14 protein-coding genes and 1 pseudogene are annotated in these 12,524 nt (G+C 59.7%); 9 read left to right on the top strand and 6 right to left on the bottom strand.

The window, feature by feature from the left end; translation table 11 throughout:
* Nucleotides 1–33: 33 nt before the first annotated feature.
* Nucleotides 34–243: a Sec-independent protein translocase subunit TatA gene (gene tatA, locus CFter6_RS12145; RefSeq protein ID WP_061540141.1), complete on the top strand. Its 210-nt coding sequence runs from the start codon at nucleotides 34–36 to the stop codon at nucleotides 241–243.
* A 59-nt stretch (nucleotides 244–302) separates the two neighbouring features.
* Nucleotides 303–443: pseudogene (locus CFter6_RS25075) on the top strand (Sec-independent protein translocase subunit TatA/TatB); the annotation flags it as partial.
* On the opposite strand, the gene CFter6_RS26945 reads toward CFter6_RS25075, so the two are convergent.
* Complete coding sequence (locus CFter6_RS26945; protein ID WP_150118893.1) at nucleotides 434–586, bottom strand: DNA cytosine methyltransferase; 153 nt, start codon at nucleotides 584–586, stop codon at nucleotides 434–436. The pseudogene CFter6_RS25075 and the gene CFter6_RS26945 sit on opposite strands and share 10 nt — an antisense overlap.
* A gap of 479 nt (nucleotides 587–1,065) precedes the next feature.
* Here CFter6_RS26945 and CFter6_RS12140 point away from each other — a divergent pair, with 479 nt between their 5' ends.
* Nucleotides 1,066–1,326, top strand: coding sequence for a helix-turn-helix domain-containing protein (locus CFter6_RS12140; RefSeq protein ID WP_061540140.1), 261 nt, complete (start codon nucleotides 1,066–1,068; stop codon nucleotides 1,324–1,326).
* Between the two features lie 23 nt (nucleotides 1,327–1,349).
* Here CFter6_RS12140 and CFter6_RS12135 read toward each other — a convergent pair whose 3' ends face one another.
* Nucleotides 1,350–2,255 (bottom strand): LysR family transcriptional regulator, encoded by a 906-nt coding sequence (locus CFter6_RS12135; protein WP_061540139.1) that lies wholly within the window; start codon nucleotides 2,253–2,255, stop codon nucleotides 1,350–1,352.
* A 124-nt stretch (nucleotides 2,256–2,379) separates the two neighbouring features.
* On the opposite strand from CFter6_RS12135, the gene CFter6_RS12130 reads away from it, so the two are divergent.
* Nucleotides 2,380–2,775 carry a DoxX family protein gene (locus CFter6_RS12130; protein WP_061540138.1) on the top strand — a complete coding sequence of 132 codons (396 nt, stop codon included), beginning with the start codon at nucleotides 2,380–2,382 and terminating at the stop codon, nucleotides 2,773–2,775.
* An 85-nt stretch (nucleotides 2,776–2,860) separates the two neighbouring features.
* Nucleotides 2,861–3,739: an NmrA family NAD(P)-binding protein gene (locus tag CFter6_RS12125; protein ID WP_061540137.1), complete on the top strand. Its 879-nt coding sequence runs from the start codon at nucleotides 2,861–2,863 to the stop codon at nucleotides 3,737–3,739.
* Between the two features lie 74 nt (nucleotides 3,740–3,813).
* Here the strand turns inward: CFter6_RS12125 and CFter6_RS25070 are convergent, their stop codons facing one another.
* A complete protein-coding gene (locus tag CFter6_RS25070) occupies nucleotides 3,814–3,990 on the bottom strand; it encodes a type 2 periplasmic-binding domain-containing protein (protein ID WP_205631468.1) in 177 nt (58 codons plus the stop codon).
* Here CFter6_RS25070 and CFter6_RS12120 point away from each other — a divergent pair.
* The 3 genes from CFter6_RS12120 (at nucleotide 3,977) to CFter6_RS12110 (ending at nucleotide 6,807) form a co-directional block, all read left to right on the top strand.
* Nucleotides 3,977–4,495 carry a hypothetical protein gene (locus CFter6_RS12120; protein ID WP_150118727.1) on the top strand — a complete coding sequence of 173 codons (519 nt, stop codon included), beginning with the start codon at nucleotides 3,977–3,979 and terminating at the stop codon, nucleotides 4,493–4,495. The genes CFter6_RS25070 and CFter6_RS12120 overlap by 14 nt on opposite strands.
* A gap of 238 nt (nucleotides 4,496–4,733) precedes the next feature.
* Complete coding sequence (locus CFter6_RS12115; RefSeq protein WP_061542340.1) at nucleotides 4,734–5,363, top strand: glutathione S-transferase family protein; 630 nt, start codon at nucleotides 4,734–4,736, stop codon at nucleotides 5,361–5,363.
* Nucleotides 5,364–5,481: 118 nt separating this feature from the next.
* Entirely contained in the window at nucleotides 5,482–6,807 is a 1,326-nt protein-coding gene (locus CFter6_RS12110; RefSeq protein WP_236904668.1) for an FUSC family protein, read from the top strand.
* A 1-nt stretch (nucleotide 6,808) separates the two neighbouring features.
* Here the strand turns inward: CFter6_RS12110 and pcaD are convergent, their stop codons facing one another.
* On the bottom strand, nucleotides 6,809–7,600 hold the full coding sequence (gene pcaD, locus CFter6_RS12105; protein WP_061540134.1) for a 3-oxoadipate enol-lactonase: 792 nt from the start codon (nucleotides 7,598–7,600) through the stop codon (nucleotides 6,809–6,811).
* A 105-nt stretch (nucleotides 7,601–7,705) separates the two neighbouring features.
* On the opposite strand from pcaD, the gene CFter6_RS12100 reads away from it, so the two are divergent.
* On the top strand, nucleotides 7,706–8,632 hold the full coding sequence (locus CFter6_RS12100; protein ID WP_061540133.1) for a LysR family transcriptional regulator: 927 nt from the start codon (nucleotides 7,706–7,708) through the stop codon (nucleotides 8,630–8,632).
* Between the two features lie 148 nt (nucleotides 8,633–8,780).
* Here CFter6_RS12100 and CFter6_RS12095 read toward each other — a convergent pair whose 3' ends face one another.
* Together CFter6_RS12095 and CFter6_RS12090 are read right to left on the bottom strand one after the other, a co-directional pair.
* Nucleotides 8,781–11,051, bottom strand: a complete 2,271-nt coding sequence (locus tag CFter6_RS12095; RefSeq protein WP_205631467.1) for a carbohydrate-binding protein — start codon at nucleotides 11,049–11,051, stop codon at nucleotides 8,781–8,783.
* 61 nt (nucleotides 11,052–11,112) lie between these two features.
* On the bottom strand, nucleotides 11,113–12,354 hold the full coding sequence (locus CFter6_RS12090) for an alginate lyase family protein (protein ID WP_150118725.1): 1,242 nt from the start codon (nucleotides 12,352–12,354) through the stop codon (nucleotides 11,113–11,115).
* Nucleotides 12,355–12,524: the final 170 nt, after the last annotated feature.

Raw genomic sequence — 12,524 nt, 5'->3', positions numbered from 1 at the left:
GGCTTGAGCAAGTTTGTCCAACGGGAGAAAGAAATGGGTTCGTTCAGCATTTGGCACTGGTTGATCGTGCTGGTGATTGTCATGCTGGTGTTTGGCACTAAAAAAATCGGGAATATGGGCTCTGATCTGGGCACGGCAATCAAAGGTTTCAAGGATGGCGTCAAAGGCGAGGAAGAAAAGCCAGCCGCCGATAAAGTGACGATTGACGTTGCAGTCAAAGAAAAGGACGCGTTCGGAAACTGATTCATTGCGGTCGGTGCTCGTCTCAAGCTGGCTGAAAGTGATGTTTTCCGTCCCTTCTCATGATCGATATTGGTCTCACTAAACTGGCTCTGATTGGTGTCGTCGCACTAATTGTTGTCGGGCCGAAAAAATTGCCGACCGTAGCGCGTATGGCGGGTTCTCTGCTCGGCCGCGCGCAACGCTACATTAATCAAGTCAAACCAAGGCCGTATCCAGTTGGTGCCGACCTGCGCGCCTTGGAAAAATCAGGGCAGGGTGGTCCACCAATGATGCCGTCGAATTTTCCGGCCGGAATAGTAAACGTGTGGATGTCACCGCCAAACAGCGGGTCCGGCCCACGCATAACGGGAAAGCCGTCTTGCTCGATGCCCGGGAATATCGACAGCGCTAGCTGTGACTGAGCTGCCGTGACCGGCGCCTGTTGGTCACGATCGATGAGTCACAGATATGTGACTGACCAGGTGTGACAGGTCCTGGTGCAGTCACACCTGGCCGATCACAGAAGACAGGGATAGGCAACGCTGACATTTCAACGTTTGCGTAGGAGTTGGGATCGCAGCAGTTTTTCAAAGACGGCGCTTTTGGTCATATCCTTGAAGCGCAAAAATTCATTGATCGCAGGCCTGAGTAAGAGGGAAATACTGGATTTGTTAGCTTGTTGCCGGCAGAGGTGTAGTGCCAAGAAGCAGCCGTTCAAGCCATGCAAGCACTGTCAATAGGCGGCGTTTCCGCAGAAGTGATTTTACATAATACAAATTATGCGAAGTTGTAGCTACTACCAACAAGGACCAAGCTTTTCCATTTTATAGAAGGAAAACCAACATGAAGTATCCAAATTTAAGGTACGGCAACCCACAAGCAATGAAGCACTACACCCAAGGAATTCCGCTCGCCCAGCTGGCCCATAAGCTGCGCCGCAGCGAACGTGCTGTATCTGATTGGCTCAAAGGTACAAGAAAAGTACCGTTCTGGGTGCCGGAGCTGCTGCGACTGCAAGCCATGGAGCACGACCACATCATCGATCGAATGGGTGTCCAGCCTAAGCAAAAGCCCGGTATCGTTCAGGACACCGAAACGTCGTAATGCAGCGCCAGGACGTCCGTTCGCTATTCCAGGTGCGGCGCAAGCACAGTTTCGATCCATTTCATGAATGCGCGGACTCGGCGCGACAGGTTGCGCCGATGCGCGACTACCAAGGAGACGTCGAGCGGCTTGTGCTGAAAATCAGGTAGAAACTCTATCAACGCCCCACTCTCCAAATAACGGCCAATCCCCAAAAGAGGCGCCTGAATCATGCCAAGGCCGGCGACGCCGGCGGCTTCGTAGGCCTGCACGCTGTTGACGTGCAGCGCGCCTCGCAACTGAAGCCTCGCGTAACTGTCGCCGCGCGGATACTCCCATCCATAGGGTTTTGCGCCGAGCGTCCTTGCGAAATGAACTGCCCGATGTTCCTTATGCTGCAGATCTTCCAGCGATAGAGGGACGCCATGGCGCGCCAGGTAGGCAGGACTGGCGGCGTTGACCATGCGTAACTTGCCCAGCGGGCGGGCAATCAGCGTCTCGTCACCGATGGGACCAAGTCGCAATACGCAGTCAAAACCCTCTTGAACCAGATCGACCTGGCGATCCGTGCTCGACACCTCCAGCTCCAACTCGGGATAAGTCGCCATGAAGGCCGGCAAGGCCGGCACGATGGTGGTGCGCGCCAGCTCGCTCGGCAGGTCAACCCGTAAGCGCCCGCGCAGCGCCACTCGGTCGCTTGCGAACATCGAGTGCAGATCATCGACTTCAGCCAGTAGATCGCGGGCGCGTGCATGAAATACCCGCCCGTCTTCTGTCAACTGCACGCTGCGCGTCGTCCGGTGCAAAAGCCTGACGCCAATATCCTCCTCCAGCTTCCGGACCGCCGTTGAGGCTCTTCCCTTTTGAATGCCCAGGCTATCGGCTGCGTGGGTGAAGCTCCCCATTTCCGCAACCGTTATGAAAATGAGGATGGGTTCGAGATTTTGCATTTTCGTGCCTCGGCATGGCATTGTTCTCTTTAAAGAGAACAGTGAGTTCATTTCGTCGCTGTTTATCACGCTTAAGTGACACAGTATGCTCCGAATATTGGGATCACCCATCGGAGAATGACAAATGACCAAAACAATGAGCTCGCATCGCGCCCTGTGGGCCGGCCGGATAATGAGCGCGTTAGTCGTTATTGCCTTGGTGGCAGACGGCGCAATTCAGCTTTTCGCACCCGCACAGATCGCGGGCATGTTGCAGGAAACAGGGTTCGCGATGGACCTGACTCGTATCGTGGGCTCGATCGTGCTCACCTGCGCCATCCTTTACGCCATCCCTGCCACCGCCGTCCTCGGCGCGATTCTGGTGACGGGCTTTTTGGGAGCGGCCATCTGTGCCCATGTCCGCATTGGCGAGTTGGGGTCGCCGCCGGAAATCATTTCACTGCTTCTGGGCGCGCTGACATGGGGCGGCCTCTACGCGCGCGATCTCCGTATCCGAGCCATTCTGCCGCTCATCCGGTGATCCGTTAATCCAGCTGGGGCAGTGTCCTGCCCTCAATTTTAGTAACAGGGGCAGTGTTCTGTCCCTTAATTTCAGGAGAAAAAGCATGTTTTTAGTAATGGGAATCACAGGAAAAGTGGGCGGCGCAACGGCGGAACATCTGCTGGCGCACGGCAATGATGTGCGCGCCTTGGTCCGCAATCGCGAAAAGGCGTCAAGCTGGGCAAACCGGGGCGTGGAACTGGTAGACGGCGATTGGAATGATTCGGCAGCTATCGAACAAGCGCTCAAAGGCGTCGAAGGCGCATTCGTCATGTTGCCACCTGTCTGGGCGCCCTCGCCCGATTACAAAGAAGCCAAGGGCGTGATTGCAAACTATGTCGAGGCGCTCACCAAGGCAGCGCCGCCCCGGGTGGTTGCGCTTTCGTCGATGGGTGCGGACAGAACCAGCGGGCACGGGAACATCATGGCCCTGTCGCTTCTGGAGCAAGGTTTGCGCGACCTGGCATCCCCAATCGCATTTGTGCGCGCAGGCGGATTTTTCGAAAACTTCCTCTACGGCTTGCAGGTCGCCCAGGGCGGAACGCTACCGCTCTACTACAATCCGACCAACCGGAAATCGACCATGGTCGCGACGAACGACATCGGCGCCGAGGTCGCAACCCTGTTGACTGGGCCAGCGTGGTCCGGGCAGCGCGTCGTCGAGCTTGGGTCGATGGTCAGCGCGGATGAAGTCGCGGAGCAATTGGGGGAAGTCCTGAATCGCGACGTGAAAGCCTTTGCAATCCCACGCGCGGGTTGGGCGGAAACTTTCGAGCAATTCGGCATCCCGAAGGGCCGCACCGGACCTGTCGAAGAAATGTATGAGGCCGTGAATGCGGGATGGATGGACCTTGGGGTGGAGGGTACGGAACACGTAGCGGGTACGACATCCGCACGCGACGTCTTCGCAGCGGCCCTGAAGGCCATTCCATCATTGCCCTAGTCCACTCGAGGGTCCGCGCCTTGGACGGCGGCGATGCCGTCGTCAGCTCGTCAGGCGCCCCGATCGCTGCAGGTTCACGGCGAGTTCAGGAGATTCTCGGGCCCGAGTTCACGCGTGACCAGATCCACAAAGCTGCGCAGCTTGGTCGTCTGCCGCCTGTCGGCATGGAACAGCAGGTGCATCGGTCGCGACGGGGTATCAAAGTCCGGCAGGATGCGCACGAGCCTGCCGCTGGCGATGGACCAGCTCAATGAATTCGGTCCCGAAGCCCAGGCCCTGGTCCGACGCGCCGGCACCCGGGACGTCACCATCACAAGCTGGGATGCGCCGGGCGCCACACCTGCCGTCCTCAGTGGGCTCGTGGCCGAACGCCGGATGATCGGGCCGATGCTGGAAGAGGTCCTGCATCCGATTGCCGGTGCAAGCGGAGCATCGTTCAACCGAGCGGATTTCTTGACGTTCAATCGGCTCGAAGGACGCTGGCAATACATGTCGATGGACAGCCGTGCCCCGGACGGACTGATGTCTGCCTTCAGCCTCGACGCGGACCCGGAGCAGCGCGTGTTCATGAGCTTCCAGCCCTTCGCCACGCCAAACATCAGCGGCACCAGCGCAATCGGGCAAATGCTCCGAATGGAGCAGGTGATCGTGCGGCAGGACGCGGACCATGAAGTGAAGGACCAGTACTTCACGGCCGCCGGGAGCACCCCTGTCAAATGGCTAGGAAATCGCTACAGCTACACGCGTCGCAAATGAACTCGACTTACGAATGCGTCGGGAAGGCCGGGCTCTCGCCCGAAAACAAGTGAAAAAGCTCGCCGAGATCCTCCAGAGTTGGACGTAGTCGGCGTTCACGCTAATCAATCCGGGCGCTCCGGGTTTCAGTTTTCTTTCAGGAAAAGGTCGCCAATAAGCCAGTTTGCTTAGTCGATTCTGCACTTCGCCATTCGACTAGTTATTGGCAACCAACCCAATCCTGAAAGGAAAGATCATGATGAAGCTCTATGGCTTTGCCGCCACCCGCTCAATTCGCGTGCTGTGGGCATTAAATGAACTCGGCGCCGAGTTCGAATTTGTACCCGTCAACATCTTGGCTGGAGAACATCGCCATCCCGAGTTCCTCAGCATCAACCCCGCCGGCAAGGTGCCTGTGCTCGTCGATGGCGACATGGTACTCACCGAATCCGCGGCGATTGTTGTCTACCTCGCTGAAAAATACCCTGATAAAAGACTGCTTCCTGTTGACCGCAAGCAATTAGCCCAAGCATATCGCTGGGTGATGTTTGCCATGACGGAACTGGAGCAACCGTTGTGGCGCATCACGCGCCACACCTGGCTGTACCCGGAAGATCAACGGATACCTGAAGAAATCACTATCGCGAGCCAGGAATTTATTGCCATGGCGACCATACTGGAGAATCATATGGCAGGACGACAGTTCATCGTTGGCGACACCATCTCCGTGGCCGATTGTGTGACAGCCTACTTGATGGATTGGGCCAACGAATATCATTTGATCGACGAACACCCTCGGTTGCGCGCTTATCTGGATAGAATGTACGCGCGACCGACTGCTCCTCTGCGGATTGCCGAGGCGTTTGCCAATCTTCAACTGAAAAATTGACATGACAATTTACTGTGCGCCAGTCAGCAAATCTTAAACCATGACCGTTCCAGCCTTGGCCCGACGCACGCCCGGCGCAGCAACCGTCTTCCGCGCATTGCGGGAAGCTGTAGTGACCATGCTCGCAGCCATTGCCACCTTGTTGTGCGCATTGGCGATCGATCCGGAACCGGGTCCCGCGGTGCTGGCGGTGGTGCTCTGCATTTCACTTTCGCGCAGCCAGCTGGATCGCGACCGCCGCGGCCGGATCGAGGCAGCCATCGTGCTTCCGGCAGTAGGCCTCGTCGCAGTCGGTGTCGGCGCGTTATTGCGGCTCGCCCCATGGATTGGCGCGCTGGTTTTCATCGCCGGCATGTTCCTCTCGATCTGGCTGCGCCGGTTCGGCCCCATGGCGCGCCGCGCCGGCTCTCTCATCGCACTGCCCTTTGTCGCGTTGCTCAGCACGCCGTATATCCCGGCGACGCGTGTCAGCCCTGCCCTGGCGCCATTGATGCCTGTGGTCGTCGCATTGCTCGCCCTGCTGTGGGTGGGCGCGTTGCACGCGCTTGCCCGCCGCGCACGCTTTCTTGGTCCCGCACAGATGCCGGAACGGCAATCGCCCGCGCCGGCCCGCACAGCCTCTTCTTTACGCCCGATGGCTTCCACTCGGATGGCGATCCAGATGGCCGCGGCGCTCGCAGTATCCTTCGTGATCGGCTACGCCTTCTTTGCCGAACGCTGGTCATGGATCGTACTCACCGCGTTTATCGTCAACAGCGGCAGCCGTGGCCGGCTGGACGTCGCCTACAAGAGCGTGTTGCGGGTGCTGGGAGCGGCAGCAGGAACCGTCATCGCCTTGTCGCTCAGCATGCAAATCGGATCCCACGGCCAGATCGCCGTAGCGCAGATCCTCGTCGCGATCTTTCTTGGGGTATGGCTGCGGCCGCTGGGTTACGCCTGGTGGGCGCTGTTCGTCACTATCGCGCTGGCGCTATTGCAGGGTTTCACTGGCTCGCCGGCGCCGCACATGCTGTGGCCCCGCCTGGAAGAAATCGCAATCGGCGCGGTCATAGGCGTTGCCTCCGCCTGGCTGGTGCTTCCGGTACGGTCAACCGCTGCGCTGCGGCGACGTTTGGCAGATGCGCTAGCGGCTCTTGCCGACGCCTTGGACCCGGCGACCGCCATTCGTACCCCCGACAAATTCGTTGCCGCAGTCGCCGACGTGGAGCAGATGCGTCCAGCATTCAATGCAAGCCGTTTCGTGACGCGGCGCTTCCAGCCTATGCAGCCTGCGGACTGGCTCGATACGCTGGCAGCGTGCCGGGATCCCGCGATCGCGCTCATCGACAAAGGCGAGACGCCGGGCAGCGTACGCCGCGCTGTCGGTGCTGCACGCAAGTCCATGCGTGAGCCCCAGGAGATCCTGCCGGCCTTGCAGAATTTGCATCGTTCGATGACGGAGTAATTCAACGTAGAAAACCAAGCACGGCCTCCATGAACTCGGCGGGATACTCCACATTCGACAAGTGAACCGCGGGCAGCACAACCAGCTTGGCGTCGGGAATCGTGGCGGCGATCAGCTCGCTGTGGCTGGCGGCAGTCACAGTGTCGTACTGGCCGGCGATCACCAGCGTCGGCCGCGAAATCAGGGCGATTGTGCGGCGCAGGTCCGCATCGCGCACCGCCGCGAACAAGCCAGCCAGGCCTTGCCTGTCTATAGCCAGCAGCATGTGGCGAAAATCCTCGACGACCGACTCCTTCGCCGCAAGCATATGCGCAGGAAACCAGTTACCCAGGAACATCTCGGCGGTCTCTGCCATGTCCGGCGCCTGCTGCACGGCGGCAATCCGTTCATCAAACTGCTTTGCCGGTCCGAGATAGGACGAGGTGTTGCTGAGGATTAGGCGGTCGATCCGCTCGGGCGCGTGGATGCCGAGCCACTGGCCAACGAAGCCGCCCAGCGACAAGCCGAGGAAATGCGCCCGTTCAATGCCAAGCGCATCGAGCAGTTCGATGACGTCGCGGCCAAGGCGGTCGAGTGAATAGGCGCCGGCTGCAACGCTTGATCCCCCGTGGCCGCGGAAGTCATAGCGCAAAACCCGGAAATGCTGCGACAGGCTCTCGACCTGCGCGTCCCACATCCGCAATGTGGTGCCGATGGAGTTGGACAGCACCAGCACCGGTTTCCCGGCGTCGCCGTCGAAGCGGTAGGCAATGCGGGCGCCGTCGCCGGCGCTAACGAAATTCAGCTCATTCATGGTGAAAACACCTTCCTTGTTGATTGATGAATGACGCAAATTCTAGCCGCGGCGCGATTTCCATGATATTACAAAGATATAATGATCTCTGTAGGAAAACATGACATGTCGGATTTCACCTTGCACGACCTGCAGTGCTTCGACGCCGTGGTCCGCTCCGGCGGCTTCCAGCCTGCCGCGGCCATGCTGCATCGCTCGCACCCGGCGGTGTTCGCCGCCGTCGCCAAGCTGGAACGGCAACTCGACCTTGTTCTTCTGGATCGCAGCGGCTATCGCGTGCGTCCTACCGAGGCCGGGCTATCCTTCCAGCGCCGGGCGCAATCGCTGCTACGCGAACTGGAAGGCTTGCGTATCCATGCTGCCCAGTTGTCAATGGGCGAGGAAAGCGAGATTCATGTGGTGATCGGCGACCTGTGCCCGCGCCCGCAGGCGCTGGGGATGCTCGGACGGTTCTTCGCCCGGTGCCCGGGCACGCGCCTGCATCTGCATTTCGAAGCGGTGGGCGGTCCCTGGGAGCGCCTTTTCGATGACGAAGCCGATTTGATCCTGCACTGGATCGACAAAAGCGACCCGCGCGTGGAATGGGTTGACCTGTGCAAAGTGCCATTCATTCCGGTAGTGGCGCCGGGCTTCCTGCCGGAGCGCAGCAAGCGTCCGGTCGCGCCGGACCAGATGCACGCGTTCACCCAATGCATCATGCGCGACACCGCCCGCCATTCACCGCAACAAGACTATTTCATGATCGAGGGCGCGCCTCAATGCATGGTTGCCGACCAGGGCATGAAGAAGGAAATCATCCTGCAGGGCCTCGGATGGGGCCACATGCCGCGCTTCCTGATCGAAGACGAACTGCACGACGGCCGCCTGCAATCGATTGCCGGTCGCCATCTGCCGGGCCGTACCGAGGAACTGGTGGTGGCGCGCCGCCGCGACCGGCCGCACGGACCGGTCTCGAACCGCTTGTGGGACCATATCCAGCAAGAGACGCCAAAATTGCGCTATGCGCTCGAAGCTCGGAAACCTGGCAAATAAGCGATCGTTCGAATGGAAACGGCTCCACGCATGGAGCCGCCAATAATTTCAACCGCGAATTTCAACCACGACGTCAGGTTGCTAACGTGAAAATCTCACGCCTTCAAGGACCTTGCCATCGGGCTTGCCAAGACAGCTGCCTAAACCCTTACTGCCCAAGCCTGACCACATTAGCCGCAGAGTTCGCGCTATTGCCGTACTGATTGATCACGTGCGTAATTTCACCCACGCCGCCCAGGGACACGGTGGTCATGTTGTGGATCATCGCTCCGTTCAGGCCGGCGGCAGGCACTTCGATGGCGCTGCCGAGCTTGACGCTGTTATTGCTGCTGAAATAGCAGTAGATGCCGACGCCCCACGCCTGGTGGCTGGTCACCGAGTCCGCCACTTTATAGGAGGCATAGCCGTTCTTGCTGCCGTTCATCCAGCTGCTTTGGTTCGGCACATCGTATGGCAGTTCGCTCTGGTAAAAATAGACGCGGCCGCCGTTGCCGTTCCACAAGGTCTGGTATTGGTGGAAATGCTCGACAAACAAGCCGTAGATGGTGACGTTGGCGCCATTCACGATCAGGCCGTTGGTGGTGGTGTTGGTGGTCCAGCCGACGCCGTTGCTGTGGTCGGCGCGCCAGATCCAGAAATGATCGCCGATAACATCGCTGCTGTTGATCTTGAGGCTGACCGCGGCTTTGCCAACGGCTGCGCCGCCGACCCTGAAGAACAGGTCATGCAGGGAGGTCGGGTTGGCCGCGTGGCTGGCCGCGCTGCCCGAAGGACCGACTTCCAGCAGGATCGGCGAACTCACCGGGCCGGCGTCGAACAATATGCCGGCGACCTTGACGCCATCGACATCGGCTACCGACATGGCAACCACGCCATTATCCGGCGCCAGCGTGGCAAGGCCCAGGCCCAGCACCACCGTATTGGCGCGGGTCACGCGCAGCGTATCGTTGAGATGGTAAACACCGGGAGTCAATATCAGGTTCTTGCCCTGGCCGAGCGCGGCGTTGATGGTGGCTGCTGTATCGCTGCCCTCCTTCGCTACATAAAATTCGCTGATGGCGATAGCCTGGCCTGGCGCCGCTGCGCTGGCCCAGGTGGTGCCGTGGCCGTTGCTGCCAAGCGCCGGGACAAAAACGCTGTATTTGCCGCTGGCGTCGATCGTCAGGAACGGTTTTTCACGGACCACGGGAGTCGTCGCCAGGATCATATCGGGTGGATTCGGCCAGGTGACGCCGCCGGGTGCGCCATCGACGCCAGCAAACACCATGTTCCAGTTGGAGCCGCTCCAGCTGCCGATCTGGGAATTCCGGGTAAACCATTGCTGCTGGCCGCCGGACTGCACCTGGCCGTCGATCTTGGAGTCGGCCAGGAAACCGCCGCTGGACCAGCCGCCATCATCCAGCGCCAGGTTGCCGCGGATATGCATGCGGCGCAAAGGCGAACCCTGGGATACCGCCCAGCGGTTCAGGCCGCCGGCAGGATTGACCGCGATGTTTTCAGCGCCGCGCCAGAAATTCTGCGTTGCATTACCTTGGAACCAGTCGGCCTCGGCATGCACCGCGCCGGTAATGTTGACATCGTCAGGCGAATTGCCCAAGCCCAGCACCTGGGTATAGAACCCGACATTCACGTCGACGCTGTATGAACCGGGCTTGAACAAGAGCGCATAGCGCGCGGCGCCGAACTGGTTGCTCTGCTGCTGGTTGAAGACCGTGTTCAACCTCCCCTGGATAGTCGAGCTTGACATGCTCGGATCGAAGATCAGCACGTTCGGGCCGAAGTCCGGCGCCGCGGCAGCGCTGCCTATCGCAAACCAGTTGAAATTGCCGACCGCACCGCCGCTGCCGGCGCTGTCCATGAACAGCTGGATGACGTGCTGGCCGGCGCTCAGGCTGATCGTGGCCGACACCGTTTGCCAGTTTTGCCAGCCCTGGGTGTCCGGCACCGTGAGTTTTGGTGTCGCAGATACGCCGTCCACATTGAAGTGGAAACTGCCGCCCTGCCCCAGGCTAGCGACCCGCACTTGCGCCGTATAGCTGCCGGCAGCCGTTACGTTGACGGTGTAGTTGAGCCACTCGCCCGCAGTGGTCCAGCCGACATCGTAACCGGCGCCGGTATCGGTAGAGGCTTCAATCGCCACGCCTTCGGCGCTGCGGTACTGGCCGCCCTGGTTGGTGTTGGCAGCGTTGAAGTAGCCGACGTTCTGTCCGCCGGTATCAAAGTTTTCAGCCTGGACGGTTCCCGGTAGCTGCCATGGCGTCCCGCCGTAGGGAGAGCCGGCAGCGGCCGCAAGTTTCGCGCTGGCAGCGGCCGAACTGGACGCGGATGTGGCGCCGTCGCCGCAGGCGCTCAGGATGCACACGCTGGCAAGGGCAAGTGCAATGCTTTTGAGTAAATATGAAACGGAGGCATTATCCAAAATATTCTCCAATAGGATTTTCTTCGGTATCGGGATGTTGTCGATTACAGCGGCATTGAATTTATTTGCTTGCCGGGCTGCCGCCGTGGGTCAACGTTTCCAGGATGACGTCATGCTCATCGTTGGGATTCGCATGCGGACGGACATCGTTGACCAGGTGCTTCAACGTCTGCGGCAGCGCCACGCCCAGGCGGTTGTGATAGCCGTTGTATGCGCGTTCCATCGTGCCCTTCAGCACCGGGATATAGCTGCCGTCGCACAGGCCGGGAAAACCGGCAGGCACGTTGACCGTGTTTGTCTGCGAGGTGTTGCGCACGCCTTGCAGCGAGCGCGCGAGGTATTCCAGCGACGTGGTCAGGCGCGTCTGCATCGGCGTGTACAAGTCCGTACCCTGGACATAGGCGGTCTCGGCAGCGTTGAAGACGGCAGCCAGCCCCAGCTGCACGTGCTGGGTGTCGCGACAGGTTTCTTGCGACACGCCGCTGGTGGCCGCGTTGAACACGGTTTGCCCGTTCCAGCTGCTCGGGCTGCCGCTGAATTTCACAGGTGCGCCGCCATCCGCGGCATAGTTGTAGAAGTAGGCCGGCACCCATTTCTTCCACAAGGAAACCGTCGACGCGTAAAGCGCCTTGTCTTCCGTGAACACGGCAATGCCGAACATGCCGTCGATCATGCTCAGCTCCCAATTGCCGTTCTTGCCGGCGGCCTGGTTACCGTTGATATACGGCAGGTACTGGGTGGACAGCATTTTTTTAAAGGCCGTGATGTCGGAAGCCGCCCAGCCGGTATAGGTGTAACGGATGATTTCAGCGGCTGCCGGCCATTTTTCCGCAGTCCACGCGGATTGCAGCGGCGCATTGGAATTGGTGTGCCCGCCGGTCAGGTTGCGGGCATAGGCGTTCATGATGGCAATTGCATTCTTGGCATAAGTAGCGTTGCCGGAGATGAACCACAGCAGCGCCTGGGTATAGGCTGCTGCGGCATCGCTGTCCTCGGCGGAACAGCCGTGGTCCGGCACCGAGCCTGAACCGCATTCGATCAAGTGGTTGGACGGCGGCCCCTGCACCCGGTAGCTCAAGGACCCCAGCCGGCTGCTTTTGGCTGCTTCATAAGCCGAAAGAAAGGGCTCGGCGCCGGCATTGACCCGGTCTTTTATGTAGTTCAGGCGCGTTATGTCGACCAGCACGCCGGGATGCTTAAAGGTGGTGAGGCTGGCGGCGCTGGTTCCCGCCGCATCGTCCTGTTCGGCGCCGTGCGCCGAAAACGCCATGCATGCAAGGCCGATGGCGAGGCCTTTTGTCATCTTCGATTTCAATTGATTCTCCTGGATAGATTGGGATGGCTTGCCTGCTGTCGGCGCGGTTTGCGGTGGCCTTGGTTAAACAGATTGCTGGCCCCGTTTTTTTGTCGCGCCGGTTTAATCTATCCTCGGTATTTCCATGTGGAAACACTTGTCTGATGACTGTAGGAGTT

This window comes from Collimonas fungivorans, from assembly GCF_001584145.1.
Lineage (GTDB): Bacteria > Pseudomonadota > Gammaproteobacteria > Burkholderiales > Burkholderiaceae_D > Collimonas > Collimonas fungivorans.
Note: the sequence above shows the minus strand (reverse complement) of the source record. Positions and strands in the feature narration are given on the sequence as shown.

Coding starts and splice junctions, on each gene's coding strand:
- tatA (WP_061540141.1), top strand. CDS start 34: ATGGGTTCGTTCAGCATTTGGCACTGGTTGATCGTGCTGGTGATTGTC.
- CFter6_RS12110 (WP_236904668.1), top strand. CDS start 5,482: ATGCTCGCAGCCATTGCCACCTTGTTGTGCGCATTGGCGATCGATCCG.
- pcaD (WP_061540134.1), bottom strand. CDS start 7,600: ATGAATGAGCTGAATTTCGTTAGCGCCGGCGACGGCGCCCGCATTGCC.
- CFter6_RS12090 (WP_150118725.1), bottom strand. CDS start 12,354: ATGACAAAAGGCCTCGCCATCGGCCTTGCATGCATGGCGTTTTCGGCG.
- CFter6_RS12140 (WP_061540140.1), top strand. CDS start 1,066: ATGAAGTATCCAAATTTAAGGTACGGCAACCCACAAGCAATGAAGCAC.
- CFter6_RS12100 (WP_061540133.1), top strand. CDS start 7,706: ATGTCGGATTTCACCTTGCACGACCTGCAGTGCTTCGACGCCGTGGTC.
- CFter6_RS12135 (WP_061540139.1), bottom strand. CDS start 2,255: ATGCAAAATCTCGAACCCATCCTCATTTTCATAACGGTTGCGGAAATG.
- CFter6_RS12120 (WP_150118727.1), top strand. CDS start 3,977: ATGGACCAGCTCAATGAATTCGGTCCCGAAGCCCAGGCCCTGGTCCGA.
- CFter6_RS12125 (WP_061540137.1), top strand. CDS start 2,861: ATGTTTTTAGTAATGGGAATCACAGGAAAAGTGGGCGGCGCAACGGCG.
- CFter6_RS12115 (WP_061542340.1), top strand. CDS start 4,734: ATGAAGCTCTATGGCTTTGCCGCCACCCGCTCAATTCGCGTGCTGTGG.
- CFter6_RS26945 (WP_150118893.1), bottom strand. CDS start 586: ATGCGTGGGCCGGACCCGCTGTTTGGCGGTGACATCCACACGTTTACT.
- CFter6_RS12130 (WP_061540138.1), top strand. CDS start 2,380: ATGACCAAAACAATGAGCTCGCATCGCGCCCTGTGGGCCGGCCGGATA.